Annotated in this window: 17 protein-coding genes; 7 read left to right on the forward strand and 10 right to left on the reverse strand. The window is 66.1% G+C overall.

What is annotated here, in order from left to right:
* Positions 1-3: 3 nt before the first annotated feature.
* The 9 genes from pheS to EMB92_RS08085 form a co-directional block, all read right to left on the reverse strand.
* Positions 4-1068, reverse strand: coding sequence for a phenylalanine--tRNA ligase subunit alpha (gene pheS / locus EMB92_RS08045; RefSeq protein WP_043166436.1), 1065 nt, complete (start codon positions 1066-1068; stop codon positions 4-6).
* Between the two features lie 166 nt (positions 1069-1234).
* A complete protein-coding gene (locus EMB92_RS08050) occupies positions 1235-2131 on the reverse strand; it encodes a TrmH family RNA methyltransferase (protein ID WP_150394443.1) in 897 nt (298 codons plus the stop codon).
* A gap of 52 nt (positions 2132-2183) precedes the next feature.
* A complete protein-coding gene (locus EMB92_RS08055) occupies positions 2184-2474 on the reverse strand; it encodes a type II toxin-antitoxin system RelE/ParE family toxin (RefSeq protein ID WP_150394444.1) in 291 nt (96 codons plus the stop codon).
* Positions 2474-2767 (reverse strand): type II toxin-antitoxin system RelB/DinJ family antitoxin, encoded by a 294-nt coding sequence (locus EMB92_RS08060; protein ID WP_150394445.1) that lies wholly within the window; start codon positions 2765-2767, stop codon positions 2474-2476. The genes EMB92_RS08055 and EMB92_RS08060 overlap by 1 nt, the downstream gene beginning before the upstream one ends.
* Before the next feature lie 88 nt (positions 2768-2855).
* Positions 2856-3701, reverse strand: coding sequence for an energy-coupling factor transporter transmembrane component T family protein (locus EMB92_RS08065; protein ID WP_223847639.1), 846 nt, complete (start codon positions 3699-3701; stop codon positions 2856-2858).
* A 53-nt stretch (positions 3702-3754) separates the two neighbouring features.
* Positions 3755-5308, reverse strand: coding sequence for an ABC transporter ATP-binding protein (locus EMB92_RS08070; RefSeq protein WP_190973612.1), 1554 nt, complete (start codon positions 5306-5308; stop codon positions 3755-3757).
* Positions 5308-5907, reverse strand: coding sequence for an ECF transporter S component (locus tag EMB92_RS08075; RefSeq protein ID WP_150394446.1), 600 nt, complete (start codon positions 5905-5907; stop codon positions 5308-5310). The genes EMB92_RS08070 and EMB92_RS08075 overlap by 1 nt, the downstream gene beginning before the upstream one ends.
* Positions 5908-6168: 261 nt before the next feature.
* Entirely contained in the window at positions 6169-6762 is a 594-nt protein-coding gene (locus EMB92_RS08080) for a hypothetical protein (protein ID WP_150394447.1), read from the reverse strand.
* Positions 6763-6971: 209 nt separating this feature from the next.
* Positions 6972-8339, reverse strand: a complete 1368-nt coding sequence (locus EMB92_RS08085) for a dipeptidase (RefSeq protein ID WP_150394448.1) — start codon at positions 8337-8339, stop codon at positions 6972-6974.
* Between the two features lie 145 nt (positions 8340-8484).
* On the opposite strand from EMB92_RS08085, the gene EMB92_RS08090 reads away from it, so the two are divergent.
* The 7 genes from EMB92_RS08090 to EMB92_RS08120 all read left to right on the forward strand — a co-directional run bounded on the left by EMB92_RS08090 (position 8485) and on the right by EMB92_RS08120 (position 18652).
* Positions 8485-9108 (forward strand): DUF3043 domain-containing protein, encoded by a 624-nt coding sequence (locus EMB92_RS08090; protein ID WP_043166376.1) that lies wholly within the window; start codon positions 8485-8487, stop codon positions 9106-9108.
* A gap of 75 nt (positions 9109-9183) precedes the next feature.
* Positions 9184-10725, forward strand: a complete 1542-nt coding sequence (locus EMB92_RS08095) for an FAD-dependent oxidoreductase (RefSeq protein ID WP_150394449.1) — start codon at positions 9184-9186, stop codon at positions 10723-10725.
* An 81-nt stretch (positions 10726-10806) separates the two neighbouring features.
* Entirely contained in the window at positions 10807-11592 is a 786-nt protein-coding gene (locus EMB92_RS08100) for a DUF4191 domain-containing protein (protein WP_150394450.1), read from the forward strand.
* A gap of 341 nt (positions 11593-11933) precedes the next feature.
* Positions 11934-13367: a type I glutamate--ammonia ligase gene (gene glnA / locus EMB92_RS08105; RefSeq protein ID WP_043166424.1), complete on the forward strand. Its 1434-nt coding sequence runs from the start codon at positions 11934-11936 to the stop codon at positions 13365-13367.
* Positions 13368-13519: 152 nt separating this feature from the next.
* A complete protein-coding gene (locus EMB92_RS08110; protein ID WP_150394451.1) occupies positions 13520-14539 on the forward strand; it encodes a cation diffusion facilitator family transporter in 1020 nt (339 codons plus the stop codon).
* A gap of 246 nt (positions 14540-14785) precedes the next feature.
* A complete protein-coding gene (gene ligA, locus EMB92_RS08115; protein ID WP_150394452.1) occupies positions 14786-17455 on the forward strand; it encodes an NAD-dependent DNA ligase LigA in 2670 nt (889 codons plus the stop codon).
* Between the two features lie 69 nt (positions 17456-17524).
* On the forward strand, positions 17525-18652 hold the full coding sequence (locus EMB92_RS08120) for an Mrp/NBP35 family ATP-binding protein (RefSeq protein ID WP_150394453.1): 1128 nt from the start codon (positions 17525-17527) through the stop codon (positions 18650-18652).
* 183 nt (positions 18653-18835) lie between these two features.
* On the opposite strand, the gene EMB92_RS11500 is transcribed toward EMB92_RS08120, so the two are convergent.
* Complete coding sequence (locus tag EMB92_RS11500; RefSeq protein ID WP_223847652.1) at positions 18836-22300, reverse strand: tetratricopeptide repeat protein; 3465 nt, start codon at positions 22298-22300, stop codon at positions 18836-18838.
* Between the last annotated feature and the right edge of the window lie 72 nt (positions 22301-22372).

The following is a 22372-nucleotide window of genomic DNA, read 5'->3' on the forward strand; positions in this document are numbered from 1 at the left end:
CAATCACTCCCCCATCACAAACTGTTCGGCGAAACGCACGTCGCCCTCGACGAGGTCGTGCATGTCGTTGATGTCGGAACGCAGCAGCAGCGTGCGCTCCATGCCCACGCCGAATGCGAAGCCGGTGTACTCGTTCGGGTCCAGGCCCGCGGACTTGAGGACGTTCGGGTTGACCATGCCGCAGCCGCCCCATTCGAGCCAGCCCGGGCCGCCCTTCTTGTCGGGGAACCACAGGTCGAGCTCGGCGGAGGGCTCGGTGAACGGGAAGTAGCTCGGACGCAGGCGGGTCTTGGCCTCCGGTCCGAACATAGCGACGGCGAGCTTGTCCAGCACGCCCTTGAGGTCGGCCATGGTCAGGTTCCTGTCGACGGCGAGCGCCTCGCACTGGTGGAACACCGGGGTGTGGGTGGCATCGAGTTCGTCGGTGCGGAACACGCGGCCCGGGGAGGCGATGTACAGCGGCACGCCGCGGCCGATGAGGGCGCGCACCTGATCGGAGGAGGTCTGCGTGCGCACGACCATGTTGGAGCCGACGAATCCGGCGGCGTCCTTGGCCTGATTGCCCTTGACGTAGAAGGTGTCCTGCATCTGGCGGGCCGGGTGATCCGGGCCGAAGTTCAGGGCGTCGAAGTTGTACCATTCGGCCTCCACTTCGGGGCCGGAGGAGATCTGCCAGCCCATCGAGATGAAGAAGTCCTCGACGTCCTCCATGAGCTTGGCGAGCGGGTGGCGGGCGCCGAGCGGCTTGCGGTTCACGGGCAGCGTCATGTCGACGGTCTCGGCGGCGAGCGCGGCCTTCTCGGCGGCCTCCTTGAGTTCGGCCTCCTTGGGGCCGAAGGCGCGGCCGAAGTCGGCGCGCAGCTTGCCCATGAGCTTGCCGGCTTCCTTCTTCTGATCCTTGGGCAGGGATCCGATCGCCTTGCTGGCGAGGGTCATCGCCGACTCGGCACCGGCGTATTGCGTTCTGATGGCTTTCAATTCCTCCAGCGTGGAGGCGTTCTGGATTTTGGCGATGCCTTCGGCGACCGCATCGGTCACCGCTTGCGCATCGAATAGCGCTTCTGCCACGAGCACCCTTTCCTTTGTTGCTTCATTGACGTGAAAACACGTGGGAAACCGCGCGAAAACACGCGTTTCCCCAAGCTTTGTCCAACATCACATTGTCACTATACGACTCGACATGAGGCCGCCCGCTCATCAGGCGGTCGCCCGGCGGCCGGCCCTTGCTGTGCGATCAGCGGTCGGCCATCGCCAGGCTCATGAGCATCACGGCGGCGGAGGTGCCGAGATTGAGCGATTCGGCCTTGCCGTAAAGCGGGATCGAGACGATGCGGTCCATGCGTGTGAGGATCTCGGGAGGCAGTCCCCTCGCCTCGTTGCCGAAGAGCACGGCCTCGCCGGGCCGTGCGGCGGTGTCGGCGTCATCACCGCGTGCGTCCGCGCGTTCGGCGAGCAGCGCGGGCAGCGATTCGGGGCGGCGGTCGGGCGTGCCGTACACGTCGGCCGCGATGGTCGTGAGATCGTGTTCGGCGCAGTACGCGAGGAAGCCCTCGACGTCCATCTGAAGGACTGGGATGTGGAACAGCGATCCGGCGGTGGAGCGTACAACCTTGGGGTTCAACGGGTCGACGCATTCGTCGACGAGGATGACCGCGTCGCATCCGGCGGCGTCGGCCGCGCGGATCACGGTGCCGGCGTTGCCCGGATCACGCACCTGCCAGAACGCGGCGATGCGCGGCGTGCGCTCCCCCGCTGCCGGCAGCTTTACCGCATCGGGCCCGACGTGCATCGCGTTCATGTTGCCCACGGCGAGGATGCCCTGCGCGTCCTTGCTGATCCGTTCGATCACCTCGCGCGTGGCCTGGTGCACGTAGATAGTGGCGTCCTGCGAGGTCTCGACGATCCTCGCGAGCGTGTCCGAGGCGTAGCGCACGCGGCCCAGGGTGTCGTCGACGGCGACGTACAGGTCCTGGACGACGTCCGGACGCCAGGTGACGGCTTCGCGCACCGACTGCGGCCCTTCGATGAGGAACCTGCCGGAGCGTTCACGCCCCTTGGCGCGCGCGAGGTCGGCGACGCGGCGGACGCGGTCGGATTTCGGGTTATCGAGCAAAGCTTGGTTGATCGGCATGGCTCCACCCTACCGCACGAGAGCGCATCCGCACATTATCGCGCACCGGCTGTCAGCCGAAGAGGTCGTCGTGGGAGCCGGTGCGCTGGAAGATGGCGAGGTCGTCGGTGGTGCACCAGATGAGCAGCCAGTCGCCGGCGTTGGCGACATGACATTCGATGGAACCCTTCCACTCGCCGGACAGCGTGTGCATGTTGTGACGACGTTTCAGTTCCTCGATGGATTCGACGGTGTCGTCGAGGATGAGCTGCATGACTTCATCGAGCGGCTTGAGATCGATATGACGCTTCCTGAGTCGCTTGAGATCACGCGTGTATTTCGACGTAGGTGCGGGCCTGAGCATCAGATTCCCAAACTCTTGTACATCTCATCGAGATTGGCGTACGAGGGGCCACCGTTTTTGATGATCTCCTCGGTCTCGCGGATGGCCTCACGGCTCTCCTCGTTCGGCTTCTCCGATTCAAAAGTCAGCGGGATGCTGCGGGTTCGGGCCATCTGCGTCCAGAAGGCACGCGTGGCGGAGGCGAGGGTGAGGCCGTACTCCTCGGCCACCTCCGACGCCTGGGCGATCACCTGCTTGCTGGCCCTGATGGCCTTGGATTCCGTCGCGTTGGCGGAAGACGTCGATGCGGTCATGGCAACCCCCTTAATGTGCACTGATGTGGCATATTTTACCACACAGGTGCACATCAAAGAGTGTGCTCGTGCGCTCGCAGAACCGTCGTCACGCGCCCTGGAAGGAGAAGCGCCAGTAGCCGGTCATGACGGCGACGGTCAGGGCGATGAACGGAATGGCGATGCTGATCGCGAAGAACACCCAGTCGACCGGATGCAGGCGGGAGGTGCGCGCTTGGCTGCGCGGGGCGCTGCCTCCGAAGCCACGCGCCTCCATCGCGGTGGCGAGTTTCGTGGCGCGTCTGATCGACAGGACCAGCAGGCCGAACGCCTGCGACAGGGCGCGGCCGATCGCGTTGCCGTCGCCTAGCCCGCGGGAGCGGCGGGACAGGCCGAGCGCCCGCCAGTCCTCCTGCAGGAGCGTGAACATGCGCATGCCGGCGAGTCCGCCGTACACGAATCGGGGCGACAGGTGCAGGATCTGCACCAGTCCGTCGGCGAGGTCGGTCGGATCCATGCCGAGCGCGAGGATCACGCCGGGCACGGCGATCGCCCCGACCCTCAGGAACGTGGCGCACGCCAGATAGACGGAGCCTTCCGAAACGACGATCCAGCCCGCGGACCACAGGATCTCTCCGGAGGTGCGACCGTACAGGAGCACGGAAATGAAGCCGCCGGTCGCGGCGATCCACACCGGCCAGGTGCTGCGGCACACGCGGATCGGGTTGATGCCGCCGATCCACAGCAGCACGAATTCGATGGCGAGCGCCACGGAGGCGGAGACCACATCAAGGCTGAAGAACATCGGGATGCACAGGAGCAGCGCGCCGATGATGCGCGCGACCGGGTTGACCCTGGCGAGGAACGGCGAGGGCGAGGCCGGGCGCGCCGGCTCCCTGCGTTCGGTCGGCGGCGTGACGTGGACGGTGTCGACGCGTGCTTCGTTGTGTTTCACGGATTGTTCCACGACATGCTCCATGTGTTCCACGGGATGTTCCACGGCTGCGGTCATCGCGCCGCACCTCCGTTTCCCTCAGCACCTCCGGCGAAGCCGAACATGATGCGTCGCGCGTCGAGCGCCTTTACGAGCGGCTCGTCATGCGTGACGACGATGACGGCGGACCCCTGATCGCGCACGGCGGCGATGAGGTCGACCATCTCGGTCCATGTGGTGAAGTCCTGTCCGAAGGTCGGCTCGTCCATGACGAGGATTCTCGGCGCGCCGGCGAGCATCGAGGCGACGGACAGGCGTCGTTTCTCGCCGCCGGACAGCGTGTACGGATTGGCCTCGGCGAACCGGGAGAGGTTCATACGCTCCAGCATGCGGTCGGCGATCGCATACGCCTCCTCCTGGCTCGCGCCGCGCGACTTGGGGCCGATGGCGACCTCGTCGCGTACGAGAGGGGCGGCGAACTGGTGCTCAGGCTCCTGGAAGACCATGCCGATGCGTCCCAGAAGCTCGCGACTCCTCCATTGTGCCGGCTCGTCGCCGCGGGCGCCCTCGGCGATGTCGGCGCGGACGCGCACATGCCCGGCGATCGGCGGCAGAAGTCCGGCGAGCGTCAAGGCGAGTGTAGATTTGCCGGCGCCGTTCGGCCCCATCAGGGCCGTGACCTCGCCGGCGAAGAACCGAAGATCGATGTGCGAGCCCAGCGCGGTGCCGCGTCCGAAGCTCAAGTCCTCGGTGACGAGCGCGGGTTGCGCGGACGCACCGGACGGCGCGGATGCATCGGGCTCCCCCGTTTCGGCGATCATGACGTCGCCGTGGCGTCCCGGGCCGCGGTCCGGGATCGCGCGTCCCGGCACCCATGCGCCGCCGGCGGCGAGCATGTCGCCGAATCGCCCGAACACCTCGTCGGGCGTGCCGTCGGCGATGATCCCGCCGACGCGCGAATCGGGATCGGGGTGTCCGATGACGATCACGCGGTCGATGAGATCGAGCCACACGTCGATATGGTGTTCGACGACGACCATGGTCTGGCCGGTCGTCTCAAGCACGTGCCGTACCGCGTCATGCACCTCGCGCACCCCTTCGGGGTCGAGGTTCGCGGTCGGCTCGTCAAGCAGCAGAAGACCCGGGCGCATGGCGAGCACGCCGGACAGCGCGAGACGCTGGCGCTGCCCGCCGGACAGGTGTCTGGTGGAACGTTCGAAATCGATGTCCTGCAATCCGACCAGATCGAGGGATTCGCGCACGCGCGTCCACGTCTCCTCGCGCGGCACGCCGAGGTTCTCGCAGCCGAAGGCCGCGTCATCGCCCACGCGTTCGAGGATGATCTGCGAATCGGGGTCCTGCAGGACGAGTCCGACCTTGCCGCGCACGACGGACGGTTCGACGCCGTCGACGGTGAGGGTTCCCTCCTGGTCGCCCTCCTCGGAGCCGCCGAGCACGCCGGCGAGCGCGGCCATGAACGTCGATTTGCCGGCGCCGGAAGCGCCGAGGAGCAGTACGTGCTCCCCGGGACGGATGGTGAGGTTCACGTCACGCAGCGCGAAGTCCTTGCGCGTGGAGTGACGCCATCCCCATCCCTTCGCTTCGACGCCGGCGGGTGTGATGCGCATCAGACGCGGGCCTGACTACGGCCGGACGGGAAACGGTCGAGCGCGCCGGTGGCGGCGATCGCCTTGTGCAGGAACCACACGACGAGTCCGGCGATGACGACGCCGGAGATGATGGAGCCGATGAGGTACCAGCTCACGCGCAGCATGTTCCAACCCGGGTTGGTCATCCAGTAGTAGGCCCAGCAGCCGACGCCGGCGAGCGCGCCGGACAGGATGGTGGTGCCGAGGTTCCACTTCCTCCACGCGAAGACCGCGAAGCCGATCTCGGCGCCGAGGCCCTGGATGATGCCGACGATCAGCGATCCGCCGACGCCCCACTGGTTGCCGAGCGTGAGCTCGAGGAACGCGGCGAGGGTTTCGGAGAACAGGGCGGCGCCCGGCTTGCGCACGATGATCGCGGCGAGCGGGCCGGCGAACAGCCAGAAGCCGTTGAGCAGTCCCTCGAAGCCCGGGGTGACGGCCTCGAACAGGGCGATCGGGGCCGCGCAGACGATGTCCCAGCCCCAGAAGATGACGCCGGATGCGACGGCGATGATCGCGGCGACGACGATATCGACGACGCGCCACTTGTAGTTGGCTTTGGCGACGGTTTCGGCCATGGTGATGTGCCTTTCCTCTCTCAATCGAAGGCACGGGTGAAGGTAAGAGCGACAATTCCGCGGCCGGCATTACCTGGCCGCGTCCCATCGGTCGAGACCCGTGAGGTCTCCTCTCAGCCGCCTCAAGGCAGCTCCCGTGTCAGCGCACCACCATAAATGACGTAGCCGACGAAATCAAGAGTCAAATCGTCAAAGTCCCAGCGCAATCCTTGTTGATAAGGAACCGGCCGCCATGTCGCAGTCGTCGATGATCGTGGTCGTTTACGAATAGGTGAGGCGCTCGTCGCTTCCCTTCCACTTGGAGTCGATCGGATAGTGGGAGGGGATATTGACCAGATCGACTACGTGGCGTCCATCCTCGACGCGTACCCTCATGTCGCGCGAGAAGCGCTTGTCGTATGTCACCCACTGCCGAGTGGAGCAGTCGTAGATCCACTCGCGGATCTGCCCGGGTCCGGATGCCTTGCTCACCGTGACGGCGTGATCGCTCGTCGTCACGCCGCCGAGATCCTCCTGATAGAGGTCGAACATCAGCACACGAACCTTGGGGCCGTCACCGGAAGGATCATCTTCGATCATTCTCAGCACGGACTGCCTGTTGGCGTTGACGTCGTCGATGAAATTCGCAACGGCATTTGTACTGTTCGCTTCGGATAAAGAGAGATAACCGAGTTCACGCAGCCGGTCCTCGGACGCATCGGCACTCAGCGAAAGCATCTCCCGTTCGATCGTCTTTCCGGTGACCTCCCTGGACGTCTGCCATATATACGAGATCCCGACGAACACCACAAGCACGACCAATGCCACGACAGGACGCCATATGAGTCTGCTCTCATAACTCTTGCCGTTCATCATATGCTCACCTACCTAAAGCCGAACTCTACATTGAGTGCGTTGATACAACGATAATCCGATATCATTCGCCACGCCAAATCGGAGTCGAGGTGCGAGAGATATAGGCGGAAATAATGTGGGAATAAACGACGATGGGCCGGCGGACTGCATATCCCGCCGGCCCATCGTCATGGTGTCCTAAAGAATCGGAGATCGAATATCGAGGATCGTCACGCGCCAAGCTTGGCGAGCAGCAGCGCCTCGGTGACGACGTTGTTCTTGAGACCCGACAGGGAGATCGACTCGTTGGGGCTGTGCGCGTTGGCCTTCGGATCCTCCGGGCCGGTGACGAGCACCTGCGCGGACGGGAAGAGACGCTGCAGTTCGGGGATGAACGGGATCGAGCCGCCCTCGCCCTTGTTGATCGGGGCGACGCCGAACGCCTCCTCCATCGCCTCGAGTGCGTCCCTGGTGGCCACGGCGTTCGGGTCCATGGCCCAGCCCATGCCGTTTTCAAGCCTGGTCACCTCGACCTCGGCGCCGAACGGCGGGTTGTCCTCGAGGAACTTGGCGAGCGCGTCCTGCGCCTGTTCGGGGCGCTGGTTCGGCGCGGTGCGCAGGGACAGACGGAAGCGGGTCTCGGGGGCAATCACGTTGAATGAGCCGTCGACCGGATGGGCGTCGAAGCCGATGACCGTCAGGCTTGGCTTGGTCCACAGGCGCGAGGCGAGCGATCCGGAGCCGGCGAGCACGTAGGAGTCGACGATGCCGGCGTCCTCGCGCACGGTGGCCTCGTCGAGGTCGCGCTGCAGGCCGCCGATCGGCTCCTCGGCGGCGATGCCCGGCACTGCGAGATCGCCGTTGTCGTCATACAGGGAGGCGATGAGCATCGCGGCGAGCGTGTTGGAGTCGAGAATCGGGCCGCCGTACTGGCCGGAGTGGACCGGATGCTTCAGGGCGCGCACGGTCACATCGATGCAGGTGTTGCCGCGCAGCGAGGTGGTCAGGGACGGGATGTCGGCGGACCAGTTGCCGGAATCGGCCACGATGATCACATCGGAGGCGAACTCGTCGCGATGCGCCTCGATGAACGGGATGAAGCTCGGCGAGCCCATCTCCTCCTCGCCTTCGATGAAGATCTTCACGTTGACCTTGAGGTCGTCGCCGAGGGCCTTGAGTGCGCCGGAGTGGATGGCGATGCCGCCGCCGTCGTCCGCCGAGCCGCGGCCGTAGAGACGGCCGTCGACCTCGGTGCCAACGAACGGGTCCGTGTCCCAGGCGGCCGGGTCCGGCACGGGCTGCACGTCATGGTGGGCGTAGAGCAGCACGGTCGGGGCGTCGGGGTCGACGACGCGCGAGCCGATGACCTCCCACGCGCCCGGCGTGCCGTCCGGGTTGGCGGACTGGACGACCTTCGCGTCGACGCCGACCTCGCGCATCTGCTCGGCGACGAATTCGGCCGAGCGCTTCATGTGCTCGCCGGTGATGCCCTTGGCGGACACCGAGGCGAGGGCGATCTTGCGGTTGAGCACGTCGACGATGCGGTTCCAGTCCGCCTCCACACGGGAGCGGATCTCGTCTGCGCTGATCTGTGCCATCAGTGGACTCCTTCTACTACTACCTGATCTGTCTGCGGTTGTCCGCATGGCCCGGCCTCAAATGGCCCCAAATGGCCTTCACTGGCGGAATACCGCCGTTCGCACGCCTTCGACGCGCGTCTAGACGTCACCGTAACCTGCAAGCATGACATGGAATCCGTTCAAGAAGAAGGAAGACGCGCAGGAGTCCGTCGAGGCGACTCCGGCGAGGACCGAATCGGTCAGGGGCGAGAAGAAGAACCGTCCCACCCCGAAGATGAAGCAGGCGCAGGCCGCCGGCATCCGACCGCTGGTGCCGACCGACCGCAAGGCCGCGGGCAAGGCCGCCAGGGAACGTCTGCGCGAGCGTGAGAACGCCGAGTACGAGGCGATGCAGAAGGGCGACATCAACCACATGCCCAAGGCCGAGCGTCTGCCCTACCGCGTCTACATCCGCGACTACGTCGACGCCCGCTTCAACATCGGCGAGTTCTTCATCCCGGTCGCCATCGTGATCCTGATCGGCTCGATGATCATCAGCACCGTGTGGCAGAGCCCGCTCGCCTCGATGATCATGATGATCCTCATGTACGTCTACCTGTTCGCCGTGATCATCGACGTGTGGATCATGTGGCGAGGCCTCAAGAAGAAGCTCATCGAGAAGTTCGGCGAGCGTTCCGTCGCCAGGGGCAGCCGTTCCGGCTCCTACGCGTGGAGCCGTGCGATCCAGGTGCGCCGTTGGCGTCTGCCGAAGCCGCGCTATGACAAGCGCGGTCACTGGCCGGAGTGATCTCGTCCGACACCATCCTTTGGAGGCCCCGATCGGGACCTCCTTTTTTTGTTCCACGCGGCTACGATGGATGGCATGAGTGAATCATCCGACATGGAAGCATTCGACATCGTCATCATCGGCGCGGGTCCGGGAGGCTACTCGACCGCACTGCGCGCCGCCGAACTGGGCAGGCGCGTCGCGCTCATCGAACGCGACGCCACCATGGGCGGCACCTGTCTCAACCGCGGCTGCATCCCATCGAAGGCCCTCATCACCGCGACGCACACGATCGACACCGTGCATCGCGCGGCCGAACTCGGCGTCCAAGCGCACGTGGACGGCATCGACTACGGCACGCTGCGCGACTATCGCGTCCATATCGTCGAGACGATGACGCAGGGCCTGTCGGCGCTGCTCGCCCATCGCGGAGTGACGGTCTTCCGCGCGTCGGGATCGCTGGAACCGGCATCGGACGGCGTGGGTGCGACGACGCGTACGGTCCGTCTCGTCGCCGCCCCCGGCCAGACGGACGTCCTGCGATCCGACGAGGCGGACGAGCCGAAGCCGCAGGGCGCATCGCTGGAGCTTCACGCCACGGACGTGGTGCTTGCGCTCGGCGCATCCCCGCGGCCGCTGCCGGGCAATCCGTTCGCCGGAGCGCTGATCGACTCGACCAAGGCGCTGGAGCTCGACGAGTTCCCCGCCTCCGCGGTGATCGTCGGCGCGGGTGCGGTCGCGGTCGAATTCGCGTCGATGTGGAACGCCGCCGGCGTGGACGTGACCATGCTGATCCGCCGCGATCGCGTGCTCTCGCACTGGGACAGGCGCACCGGCGTGACGCTCACGCGCGAGCTGGTCCGTCAGGGCGTGAAGGTCGTCAGGAACACAGCCGTCAAGCACGTGGACACGGGGGCGAATCTCGGGGCGACCGTTCACTACATGCAGGGCGGTCCCGGCACATCCGGTGCGAACGGCACGGAGCACACCGTCGAGGCGGAGATGGTCCTCGCCGCGATCGGACGCGACCCGAACACCGACGCCGACTGGCTGGAGGCGGCCGGCGTGCGGCGCGACGCCGACGGCTACGTCACGTGCGATCCGCTCGGACGCACATCGGCGCAACACGTGTGGGCGGTCGGCGACATCGTGGCGGGGCACGCGCTCGCGCATCGCGCCTTCGAGCACGGCATCACCGTCGCCGAGGCGATCGCGGGCCTCGATCCCAAGCCGGTCGACGAGGCGAGCGTGCCGCAGGTCGTCTTCTCGCATCCCGAGGCCGCGTGCGTGGGGCTCACCGGACGCGAGGCGATCGACGATCCGCGCTTCAACAACGTCAAGGAGACCATCTATCCGATGATGGGCAACTCGCGCATGCTCATGAGCGGCGTGGGCGGTTCGATGACCGTCGTCAGCGGCGAACGCGCCGACTCGGATCGTCCGGACACGCCCGAGGTGCTCGGCGTGCACATCGTCTCCCCCGTCGCCTCCGACGTGATCGCCGAGGCCGAGCAGCTGGTCGGCAACCATGTGGCGCTCAGCGACGCGGCACGGCTCATCCACCCGCATCCCACGTTCGGCGAGACGCTCGGCGAGGCGCTGCTCAAGGCGGACGGCCGTCCTCTGCACACGCGCTGAACCCGCCGCAGGCACGCGCGGTCACAGCTGCTGGTAGAGTGTAGGGCCAGTATGCGTACATTCCGATGCAAGTGAGGGAGCATGGCCGACAAGGACGAGAAGAAGCCCAAGAAGCAGAGCACGATCAAGCAGATCATCCAGATCTACAAGTACACCGTCAAGGACGACAAGCAGCTGCCGTGGCTGCTGGCCGGTGCCATCCTCGCCCCGATCGTCGTGGCCGTGATCATCGGGCTGATCTTCCAGTGGAACTGGCTCAACTGGATCTTCATCATCATCGCCGCCATCATGCTTGGCCTGCTCTTCGGCACGATGACGCTCACCAACCGCGCCGACAAGGTCGGCTACAGGCAGCTCGAAGGCCGTCCGGGCGCCGCGATCGGCGTGCTGAGCAACATGAACAAGGCCGGATTCAACTTCCCCGAGCAGCCCGTGTGGGTCGATCCGCGCACCAAGGACGCGATCTGGCGCGGCACCGGCTACAACGGCATCTACCTGCTCGGTGAGGGTGACTACGGCCGCGTCAACCGTCAGATGGACCGCGAGGAGCGCGCCATCAAGGGCGTGACCGCCGGCTCGCAGATCCCCGTCTACCGCATCCTCGTGGGCAACGGACCGAAGCAGACCAAGCTGAGCGACCTGCGCAAGACCGTGACCCGTCAGAAGAGCTACGTGCCGATCCAGCACAAGAGCAAGCTGATGGACAAGATCCACCCGCGCCGTCGCTTCATGCTCACCAAGGAGGAGCTCGCCATCCTCAACGACCGTCTGCGCACGCTGCAGATGAAGAGCGGCTACGGCATCCCGAAGGGCGTGGATCCGAACCGCATGCAGAAGGTCAGCCGTCGCGCGATGCGCGGCAAGTGATCGACTTGGCTATTACCAGAGCGATGGGCTCGGCGGCAAACACCGCCGGGCCCATCGTCGTATCCGCCCATGCGTCCCCATCCGTCCCCATCCGTCCCCATCCGTCCATAGGACGGACGCGCACGCGTATGCGCCGATCCGCTCCCGAAAAGGTGCGATCGGACGCAAAGCAAGTCATCGCAACGGAAATCGCACGCATAGACGCTCCTCGTTACCGTTCACGAAACATTCTCGTAACCGAAGTTTCGAGCGGGCGAAACGCTTGTTCCTATGCTTAACCCTTGTAAGTTGTCAATCAACAAAACGTTCTCACCAAAGGAGCGATCGTGGCAGAGAATAAGATCTTCGCCCATACGCCGGAAGAAGTCGAGGCCCTCATCAACAAGGAAGGCATCGAGTACGTCTCCGTTCGTTTCACCGACCTCATCGGCGTTCAGCAGCACTTCACCGTGCCGGTCAGCGAGTTCCTGGACAACGCGTTCACCGACGGCATGCCGTTCGATGGTTCCTCCGTGCAGGGCTTCCAGGCCATCAACGAGTCCGACATGAAGCTGGTCCCGGACGTGACCACCGCCTTCGTCGACCCGTTCCGCAAGCACAAGACCCTCGACGTGGCCTTCTCCATCGTCGACCCGCTGACCGACGAGCCGTACTCCCGTGATCCTCGTCAGGTCGCCGGCAAGGCCGAGGCCTACCTGAAGTCCACCGGCGTGGCCGACACCGCGTCCTTCGCGCCCGAGGCCGAGTTCTTCATCTTCGACAAGGTCCGTTACGAGAACTCCATGCAGCGCTCCTTCTACGAGGTCGACTCCATCGAGGCCCCGTGGAACTCCGGCGTCGACACCGAAGAGGACGGCACCCCGAACATCGGCTTCAAGAACCGCATCAAGCGCGGTTACTTCCCGGTTCCGCCGATCGACCACAACCAGGACCTGCGCGACGACATGGTCGCCAACCTGCAGAAGGTCGGCCTGCAGCTCGAGCGCTCCCACCACGAGGTGGCCGGCGCCGGTCAGCAGGAGATCAACTACCGCTTCAACACCCTGCAGCACGCTGGCGATGACCTGATGAAGTACAAGTACATCGTCCACGAGACCGCCGCTCTGGCCGGCAAGTCCGTGACCTTCATGCCCAAGCCGATCGCCGGCGACAACGGCACCGGCATGCACTGCCACCAGTCCCTGTGGAAGGACGGCAAGCCGCTGTTCTACGATGAGCAGGGCTACGGCGGCCTGTCCGACATCGCCCGCTGGTACATCGGCGGTCTGATCAAGCACTCCTCGGCGGTCGTGGCGTTCACGAACCCGTCGCTGAACTCCTTCCACCGTCTGGTCCCGGGCTTCGAGGCCCCGGTTTCGCTGGTCTACTCGGCCCGCAACCGCTCCGCCGCCATCCGTATCCCGCTGGCCGGCACCTCCCCCGCCTCCAAGCGCATCGAGTTCCGCGCCCCGGATCCGTCCTGCAACCCGTTCCTGGCCTTCTCCGCCCAGATGATGGCCGGCCTCGACGGCATCCTGAACCACATCGAGCCGCCGGCACCGGTCGACAAGGACCTCTACGAGCTGCCGCCGGAAGAGCACGCCAGCATCAAGCAGGTGCCGAGCTCCCTCGGCGAGGCGCTGGACGCCCTTGAGGAGGACAACGACTTCCTCACCGCCGGCAACGTCTTCACCCCGGATCTGATCGAGACCTGGATCGACCTCAAGCGCGACGAGATCGATCAGGCCCGTCTGGCCCCGACCCCGCTCGAGTACGAGCTGTACTACCACATCTGATAGTCGCATGACTCGCGCCTGAAGCGCAATGGAAATGCCCTGACCACACTGCCGGTCAGGGCGTTTTTCGTATGCACGCATGCGCACTACAATGACGTTCCGGACGCCCGCGGATCTTACGGGCGGATACGCACATCTGGGAGATGGGAATCATGTCGCAGGATACTGCGGATGGCAGCATATCAGTCACTAGGCCGGATCGGGATGGCCAAGCCAATCCCAAGGCCAAGACCGGAGCCGCGGTCAAGGCCGCGCTGGCCGCGAACGTCGGCGTCGCCATCGCGAAGTTCGCGGCCGCGGCGTTCACCGGATCATCATCCATGTTCTCCGAATCCGTGCACTCGGTCGCCGACTGCGCGAACGAGCTCGTGCTCATGGTCGGAGACAAGGCGTCCGACCACAAGACCGACGGCGATCACCCGTTCGGTCTGCACCGCGTCAAGTATCTTGCGAGCTTCATCGTCGCGACGCTGCTGTTCTTCGTCGGCGGCGTGTTCGCCGTATCGCAGGCGGCGGGCAAGCTCACCGGGCTGATCGAGGGCACGCTCCCCCGTCAGGCCAACTCGCTCGAGCTCGTCGCCGCGCTCGTTGTGGTCGGCGTCTCCGCCTGCCTCGAAGGCTACGGTCTGCACACGTCCGTGCATGAGGCACGCGGCCGCATGAAGCGCGTCAAGGTGGAGAGCACGTCGCTGGTCCGGTTCTGGCGTCGCACGAAATCGGCCGAACTCGCCTCCGTGATGATGGAGGACACGCTCGCCCTGATCGGCCTGGCCTTCGCAGGGCTCGGCATAGGCCTGTCCATCGCCACCGGCGACGAACTCTACGACGCGATCGGCGGTCTGATGGTCGGTCTTGTGCTGGTCTGCGGGTCGGCGGCCCTCGCGTTCAAGTCCGGCTCGCTGCTGATCGGCGAGGACATCGATCCCCGCACACGCGAGATGCTCGTCGAGGCGATCGAATCCACCCCGGGCGTCGACCGACTCATCAACATGCAGGCCATTCACATGGATGAGGACGCGGTGCTGCTGTGCATGAAGGTCGAGACCTCGAAGCTCGACCGCGATTATGACGTGCAGACCGTCGACAAGGTCGAATCGAGCATCCGCAGCCGGATGCCCTGGTACGAATGGGAGATCTATGTTGAGCCGGACATCTGGAGGAGCGGGAAGTAACCTAGCCCGCCTTGCAGCGAATCGTTCTCAATAAGGAATGTGTGAGGCAACCGCACGGGAACACACAATCGCACATCACCCCACAACGGCGGAATACCGCCGATTCGAGGCAATCGGATGTGTGATTGACAACCCGTCAACCCTCACACATTTGTTATCGAGAACAATTCGCTGTAAGCCGTGATCGCTCCATGGGTACAATCGACAGAGCAATGGGACCACGGCAGTACGGCAAAGGCGGAAAATATGGCAGACGAACAGCTCGCTTGGGACTTCGACGTGTCGGACGGGTCGCCCGACATTGTCGCCGATGAGGGCATCGCGCGGTTCGCTCCCGGCAGCGAGCAATGGATCGCCGCGCTCCAACCCACCGACACGGACGCGGTGCGCCTCGACCGGCTCGATGTTGCATCGCTGAGCGCGGAGAACGCCCAGCGTCTGTGGGCGCGCGTCGCCGCATGGGTCGAGTCGGATCAGATCGCCTATTACATCGACGACTCGCCGGTCTCCTCCGACGCCGCGTACGACGCGCGACTGCGCTGTCTGCAGCGGCTCGAGGCCGCGTTCCCCGCACTCGACAACCCGCAGAGCCCCACGCATCGCGTCGGAGGCACGTTCTCCAACGATTTCGCGTCCATACGCCACCCGAGCCGCATGATGAGCCTCGACGACGTGTTCTCGATCGAGGAGCTCAGGGACTGGTACGATTCGGTGCGCCGAGATCTCGACTGGCCGGACGGCAAGGCGCTGCCGATGAGCTGCGAGGTCAAGATCGACGGCCTCGCCCTCAATCTCATCTATAGGAACGGCGTGCTCGAGCAGGGATTGACGCGCGGCGACGGCGTCACCGGCGAGGACATCACCTTGAACGTGCGCACGATCGGGTCGATCCCCGCGAATCTCGGCGGAGACAAGGACGACATCCCCGAATTCGTCGAGATCCGCGGCGAAGTGTTCATGCGCTGGGACGACTTCCGCAAGCTCAACGACGAGCAGGAGGACGCCGGTCGCACGCCGTTCGCCAACCCGCGCAACGCGGCCGCCGGATCGCTGCGTCAGAAGGATCCGCGCATCACCGCCACCCGCCGACTGAGCTTCTACGCGCATGGCATCGGCACGCTGCGCTGGGGTGCGGGACGCGCGGCCGACTCTCACGACGAGGTCAACGACCAGTCCGAGGCGTACGCGCTGTACGAGAAGTGGGGCGTGCCGGTCTCCCCGCACAATCGCACCGTGAAATCGTTTGACGAGATCCTGTCGATGATCGACTACTACGGCGAGCATCGCGGCGACATCGAGCATGCGCTCGACGGCATCGTCGTCAAGGTCGACGATCTCGCGCTGCAGCGATCCCTCGGTGCGACCTCGCGCGCACCGCGATGGGCGATCGCCTACAAGTACCCGCCCGAGGAGGTCAACACCGAACTGCTCGACATCACCGTGCAGGTCGGACGCACCGGACGCGTGACGCCCGTCGCGATCCTGAAGCCCGTGTACGTGGCCGGGTCGACGGTCGCACGCACCACGCTGCACAATCCGTTCGAGGTCAAGCGCAAGGGCGTGCTGATCGGCGACACGGTCGTCGTACGCAAGGCGGGAGACGTGATCCCCGAGCTCGTCGGACCGGTGCTGGAGCGTCGCCGCGGCCGCGAGGACGAACTGCGCGAGTTCGTCATGCCCGAACACTGCCCGTCGTGCGGGGCGAAGCTCGCCCCCGCCAAGGAGGGCGACAAGGACATCCGCTGCCCGAACGTCGAAAGCTGCCCCGCGCAGCTGACCGAACGCGTGATCTCGCTCGCCTCGCGCAAGGCGTTCGACATCGAGCATCTGGGCGACCAGTCGGCGATCGCGCTGACGAACCCGGAGGAGAACCGACCCGGTTCGGTCGCGACGTTCGCGCCGAACACCACCGAGATCCTCGTCGCGCCGGGCGAGGAGCCGGAACCGTACGAGCCGGTGCCGGGACTTGCCCTGCCCGAGCCGCAAGTACCGGTGCTCTCCAGCGAGGCGGGACTGTTCGCCCTGACCGCCGCCGACTTGAAGGACGTGCGCGTGTGGCGCGAGGCGCCGATCATCGAGGTGCACGAGACGGTCGACGCGAACGGTCGCAAGAAGAAGACGCGTCGGCGCATCGGCGGATCGGGCCTGTGGCATCAGGTGCCGGCGTTCTGGACCACGCCCACGGCGGCGAGGAAGCTTACGGCCAAGCAGCTTGCGGGGCGCGACGAGTCGGCGGAATCGGCGTATCCGGACTACGACGTGCCGGCGGACGCCGAGATCGTGCGCGTCGACCATAAGCGCACGCGTACAGGCGAGACCGACGTGCCGGTGTACATCCGTCCGGGCGAGAACACGCGCAAGATGTTCGACGAGATCGACAAGGCGCGTCACGCCGACCTGTGGCGCGTGCTGGTCGCCCTGTCGATCAGGCGTCTCGGGCCGCCCACCGCCCGTCTCATCGCCTCGTCGCTGGGATCGTTGGATGCGATCGCGGAAGCGAGCGTCGACGAGCTGACCGAAATCGACGGCGTGGGTCCGGAGATCGCCGAATCGGTCGTCGGCTGGTTCGCCGCCGCACGCGAGCCGGGCGACTGGCGAGGCGAGACGCTGCGTGCGTGGAGGGCGGCCGGCGTGGGAGTCGCCGCCGCGGAGGCGAGCACGCTGCCGCAGACGCTCGCCGGCAAGACCGTCGTCGTCACCGGATCGCTGGAGGGCTATTCGCGCGACTCCGCCAAGGAGGCGATCATCGAACGCGGCGGCAAGGCGGCCGGATCGGTGAGCAAGAAGACCGACTATGTCGTCGTCGGCGCGAACGCCGGCTCCAAGGCCGCCAAGGCCGAGGAGCTCGGCATCCCCATGCTCGACGAGGACGGGTTCAACCGGCTGCTCGAAACCGGCGAGGCGGACACCGAATAGGGCGATCGAAGGGTCTGGCAATCCGCCGATTGGCACGCTAGTGTGGTACGCGGCAATTAAGGAGGATTCATGACAGCAGACACCCGACGGATCGAAGCGGACATCTACGAGCGGCTGAGCCGCGTCATTGACCCGGAGCTCGGCCGCTCCGTCACCGATCTGGGGATGATCGCCGCGATCAACGCAGTCCCGGCCGAGTCGTCGACCGATGGCAATCGCCCTGCGTACGACGTCACCGTGCACGTCGAACTCACCGTCGAAGGCTGCCCTCTGTCGGAGACCATCACCAACCAGATCAACGGCGCGGTCGCCTCCTATCCGAACGCGACGCTCACCCCGCATATCGAGGTCAGCTCGATGAGCCGCGACAAGCTCGACGATCTCGTCGCCGACCTCAAGGCCGAACGCAAGCAGAACCCGTTCAACAAGCCCGGCATCAAGACGCGCATCTTCGCGATCGCTTCCGGCAAGGGCGGCGTCGGCAAGTCGTCCGTCACCGCGAACCTCGCCGCCACATTCGCGGCCCTCGGCTACGACACGGCCGCCATCGACGCGGACATCTACGGCTTCTCCCTGCCGCGCCTGTTCGGCGTGCACACGCAGCCCACGAACCTCAACGGCATGCTCATGCCCGTCACCGCATGGGGGGTCAAGCTCATCTCGATCGGCATGTTCGCCGGCGCGGACCGCGCGATCCTGTGGCGCGGTCCGCGTCTGCAGCGGTCGCTCGAACAGTTCCTGTCCGACGTGTGGTGGGGCGAGCCCGACGTGCTGCTGCTCGATCTCGCCCCCGGCACCGGCGACATGGCGATCTCCGTCGCGCAGGCGCTGCCCAACGCCGAGCTCGTCGTCGTGACGACCCCGCAGCCGTCCGCCTCCGACGTGGCCGTGCGTTCCGGACTCGTCGCGCTGCAGGTGCCGATGAAGGTGCGCGGCGTCGTGGAGAACATGAGCTATTACGAGCACAAGGGAGAGCGACTGCGCATCTTCGGCCGCGGCGGCGGCGAGCGCGTCTCCCGCCAGCTGACGGACGCGCTCGGCTATGACGTGCCGCTGATGGCGCAGCTGCCGTTGGAGCCTGAACTGCGCGAGACCGGCGAGGCAGGGCGCCCCGCGGTCCTCGACGAGGACGGCGCACTGAGGGGCGACGGTCTAGGCACCGAGTTCAAGGCGCTGGCCGAGCGGCTGATCGGCTAGTCCCCTTACAGCGAATCGTTCTCAATAGGAAAAGTGTGAGGATTGACGGGTTGTCAATCGCACATCCGATTGCCTGAAATCGGCGGTATTCCGCCGTTATGGGGTGATGTGCGATTGTGCGTTCCCGTGCGGTTGCCTCACACTTTTCCTATTGAGAACGATTCGCTGCAACGGGTGGGGCGCTCACACGCTCAGGGAGCGGATGAACTGGGCCTGCACCACGTCGATGCCGCTGTCGTCGTCATCGGCCATGCGCGCGGTGGCGACGGAGAGCGTACGGGCGGGTACGAACAGCCCCTCGTCGACCGTGAGCCGCGCGGCGTCGGCCACGATGCGCGCCACCTCGGTGTGCGGCCACACCGGCAGATCATGCGCGGCAAGCACCGCGGCCGCGTCGGCCACGCTTTCCGGCACGCGGATGCACTGCGAGTCGGCGCGGGCGACGAGCTCCTGCAGCTCCCCCTCCAATGCGGAGATCTGCCCGGGGGCGATGTGGTCGCTCATGATGTACGCGGCCACCGCCACATCGAAATGATCCTGCATCCACTCGTCGTAGGCGAGGCGATAGTAGGCGAACGCGGCGTCGTCGCGATCGAGGGCGACCCGCAGGGCGTTGAGGCATGCGGCGCGCGCCGAATCCCAGTCCTCGTTGCGTGCCAGCTGCACGGCGAGCTTCAGGTGCGTGAGCGGATAGGCGGGCGCGTAGGCCACCATCGCGTTGAGATGTTTGAGGGAGTGGGAGGCGCCCTTGACCTGCGCGAGCACGTCGGCAAGCTCCATGTGCGCGTAGAACAGGTTGTCGGGGATCAGCACCGTGCGCTCGCCGGATGTGGCGAACAGACGATTGTAGATGACGCGTTCGGCATACGAGTTGAAGTAGCGCGGCACGCCGCCGCCCTTAGCGTACAACGCGTCGACGTGTCCGATCGCGGCCTCGGCGGCCTCGAACGCCTGATCGACCTGTCCGTTGAACAGGAGGTCGCGGGCCTTGAGCCGTTCCCTGTCGAGCTCGTCGGCCATGCGCAGCGCGACCGATGGCGTATCCCGCCCGTCGATGAGCGCGCTGGTGATCAGCGGCGCCTGTTCGCTCAGCTCCGGATCTCCGATCATGTCGACGATGCGCATCGCCTCCTGGGCCTTGGCGACGGACGGCATCGTCTCGTCGGAGGCGAGACGATGGAAGTCCGTGTCGGCGCGCTGCATGAGGTCGACGCGCTGGATCGACAGGCCGGAGGCCCTCGTGGTGCCGAGCACGCGAGCGGTCTCGCCGGTGAAGACGCGGTCGGACATCTCCGGCTCCTCCTGGGCGCCGGCGGGCGCGAACGCCGGGTCGCGCAGGTCGAAGCCCTCGTTGACGGGCTTGAGCGCACCGGAATCGACGTCCATCACGGCGTCGAACATGCGATACGTGCTCATCGGATGCGCGAGCGAATCCTGTTCGACGCGCATGAGGAACGCCTCGCGCGTGAACGTCACGGTGGCGAGGTTGCGGACGGTGGGATTGCGCCTGAGCACGCTCATCGGGTCGTCCGCCGCACCGGAATCGCCGTCATCGTCGCCGTCCGGTCCGGAGCCGAGACCTGCGCCGGAGATCAGTCCGTTGGCGCCGAACTCGTCATCGGCCATATCGTCGGAATCGGAGGCGTCATCGACGGTATCGTCGCCGTCCGCCTGTCCGTCGATGCCGTTGCGGCCATCGCCCGGATTGGCGAACGCCGTCTCGTCGATGTCGATGTCGACGTCCCTGACCAGATCCTCGAACCGCTGATCGAGCGTGTCCCCGGAGACGCCGGAGGCGGCCGTCGCGTCGGCGGAGGATTCACCCGCTTCGCTCCCGTCCCCAGCATCGCCCGACTGGTCGGACGCACGATCCGCGATCGGACGGGAGGGCGATGGCGTACGCGTCGGATCGCCATGGAAGTCGCCGTCCTTCGGCTCGGACTTGCCGCCGTGCACCGCGCCCATGTTGCCGGTGTGCATGCGTTCGAACGCGCTCAGCGCCTCGCTCATCATCTCCTCGATGGCGGAGTCCTGTTCGGCGAGCGCCTCCTCGAGCCCCAGCGAGTCGACGTGCAGGGACACCTCGTGCACGCGCTCGGAGGCCGCGAAGCTCAGCGCCGCCATGATCAGGCCGACGCGCAGGTTGTAGTCGGCGCTCATTTCGGCGCGTTCGCGGTCGGAGAGCTTGACCCAGCCGTGCGACTGCTCGTCGTACCGGCTCGCCGGCATCATCGAGACGCCCGCGGTGGTGAAGCCGACGGCCACGCGTCCGGCGGCGAGGTTGGAGCGGATCTCCACGTCGAAGCGGTACGGCAGGCGCAGTTTCCTCACGAGCAGCGCCATGCTCTGACGGTAGGTCCATTCGGAGTCGGTGCCGCCGCGTTCCCTCGCGGTCTCGCCGATGTCGCGTGCGATGCGGCGCGCCTGTTCGATGAGCGCGAGCATCGAATTGGCGTCGTCCTCCTGCCCGGAGCCGAGGGATCCGTCCGTGGGGTCGCCGCCGCCGAGGGCGATCAGCGCCGGATCGTTGAGCAGCTTCAGGTCGAGGGTCGAGGCCTGGGCGCGGGTGATCGTCTCCTCGGTGGGTTCGAGCCCAAGGCGCGTGTTGCGTTCCAGCCATGCGCTCACCTGTGCGAAGCGGTTGAGGTTGCCCTCGATGGCGAGCGCGCGCAGGGCCGGAGCGAGCGACAGCGAGGAGTCCCAGTTGAAGAAGTAGGAGCCGGAATAGCTGGAGGTGTACAGATGCAGCGGTTCGGCCCCGTGGACGGCCTCGAGTCCGGGGGCGTCGTCGAGCGCGCCGGCCTCGTGCATGAGTTCGGCGAAGTGGTCCTCGAGTCCGGACACGCGCATGCCGTGGGCGCGTACGGCGAGCATGTCGCGTACGGAGCGGCGGATCGCGCCCATCGGCGCCTCGCGGTTGAGCCTGCGGAAGATGTTGCCCGCGCCGAACCCGAGCATGAGGCCGCTCATCTGCGGCAGCATATAGGCGGCGAAGAAGCCGATGGCGATGGCGTCACGGTATTCGAGATCCTCGCGCATCTCGCGAGGCAGGGGGTAGCGCATCTGTTCGAGGCGGTATCGGCCGCCACGCGACCCCCAGCCGTCCCTGCCGACGCCGATGCCGATGCCACGGCCCTTGCCGTCGTCGGTGCGACTCCATGCGGCAAGCCAGGTCATGCGTCCGCGGTCGTCGCGGCCGACGATGCCGCCGCCGACGCGGGGGCTGCCGACGGCACCGGAGACGTTCGAGGAGCCCGGCTTGCGGCCGTCGGCTCCGTTGCCGTCCGCAAGGCCGCGCGGCTCCTTGGTGAACATGAACCGCGGTTGCATGTTCTGCACGTCCATGCCGATCTCGGGGCCGACGAACACGCGGCCGCGGCCGTCGGCGTATGCGATCTGGGAGAAGTGGTCCTTGTCGGCGAACACGCCGAGCGAGAAGCCCTCCCCGGACGAGGAGGACGGGCCGCTGCCCGACAGCTGCGCCCAGCCGAGCGTGAGCTTGCCGGGCACGTCGTCGAAGTCGAGCAGGTGACGTTTGACGAGCGGGCCGAGCCTGCGCGAATGGCTGGCGAGCTCCCGGGCCACATCGAGCTCGACGTCGCTGGGGTCACGTCCGACGTCGGAGGTGTCGGATGCGGCCCGATTCATCGCCTCGGCCGCCGCACGGTCGAGGGTGGCGCCGAACGGGTCGGCCGATTCCATGGCGCCCTCCACGGCGCC

Source organism: Bifidobacterium callitrichos (genome assembly GCF_008698085.1).
Lineage (GTDB): Bacteria > Actinomycetota > Actinomycetes > Actinomycetales > Bifidobacteriaceae > Bifidobacterium > Bifidobacterium callitrichos.

Bases quoted from the DNA above. Each gene is read 5' to 3' on its own strand.
- EMB92_RS08080 (WP_150394447.1), bottom strand. From the start codon at position 6,762: ATGATGAACGGCAAGAGTTATGAGAGCAGACTCATATGGCGTCCTGTC.
- EMB92_RS08120 (WP_150394453.1), top strand. From the start codon at position 17,525: ATGACAGCAGACACCCGACGGATCGAAGCGGACATCTACGAGCGGCTG.
- EMB92_RS08110 (WP_150394451.1), top strand. From the start codon at position 13,520: ATGTCGCAGGATACTGCGGATGGCAGCATATCAGTCACTAGGCCGGAT.
- EMB92_RS08095 (WP_150394449.1), top strand. From the start codon at position 9,184: ATGAGTGAATCATCCGACATGGAAGCATTCGACATCGTCATCATCGGC.
- ligA (WP_150394452.1), top strand. From the start codon at position 14,786: ATGGCAGACGAACAGCTCGCTTGGGACTTCGACGTGTCGGACGGGTCG.
- EMB92_RS08060 (WP_150394445.1), bottom strand. From the start codon at position 2,767: ATGACCGCATCGACGTCTTCCGCCAACGCGACGGAATCCAAGGCCATC.
- EMB92_RS08085 (WP_150394448.1), bottom strand. From the start codon at position 8,339: ATGGCACAGATCAGCGCAGACGAGATCCGCTCCCGTGTGGAGGCGGAC.
- EMB92_RS11500 (WP_223847652.1), bottom strand. From the start codon at position 22,300: ATGAATCGGGCCGCATCCGACACCTCCGACGTCGGACGTGACCCCAGC.
- EMB92_RS08070 (WP_190973612.1), bottom strand. From the start codon at position 5,308: ATGCGCATCACACCCGCCGGCGTCGAAGCGAAGGGATGGGGATGGCGT.
- EMB92_RS08050 (WP_150394443.1), bottom strand. From the start codon at position 2,131: ATGCCGATCAACCAAGCTTTGCTCGATAACCCGAAATCCGACCGCGTC.
- EMB92_RS08090 (WP_043166376.1), top strand. From the start codon at position 8,485: ATGACATGGAATCCGTTCAAGAAGAAGGAAGACGCGCAGGAGTCCGTC.
- EMB92_RS08100 (WP_150394450.1), top strand. From the start codon at position 10,807: ATGGCCGACAAGGACGAGAAGAAGCCCAAGAAGCAGAGCACGATCAAG.
- EMB92_RS08075 (WP_150394446.1), bottom strand. From the start codon at position 5,907: ATGGCCGAAACCGTCGCCAAAGCCAACTACAAGTGGCGCGTCGTCGAT.
- EMB92_RS08055 (WP_150394444.1), bottom strand. From the start codon at position 2,474: ATGCTCAGGCCCGCACCTACGTCGAAATACACGCGTGATCTCAAGCGA.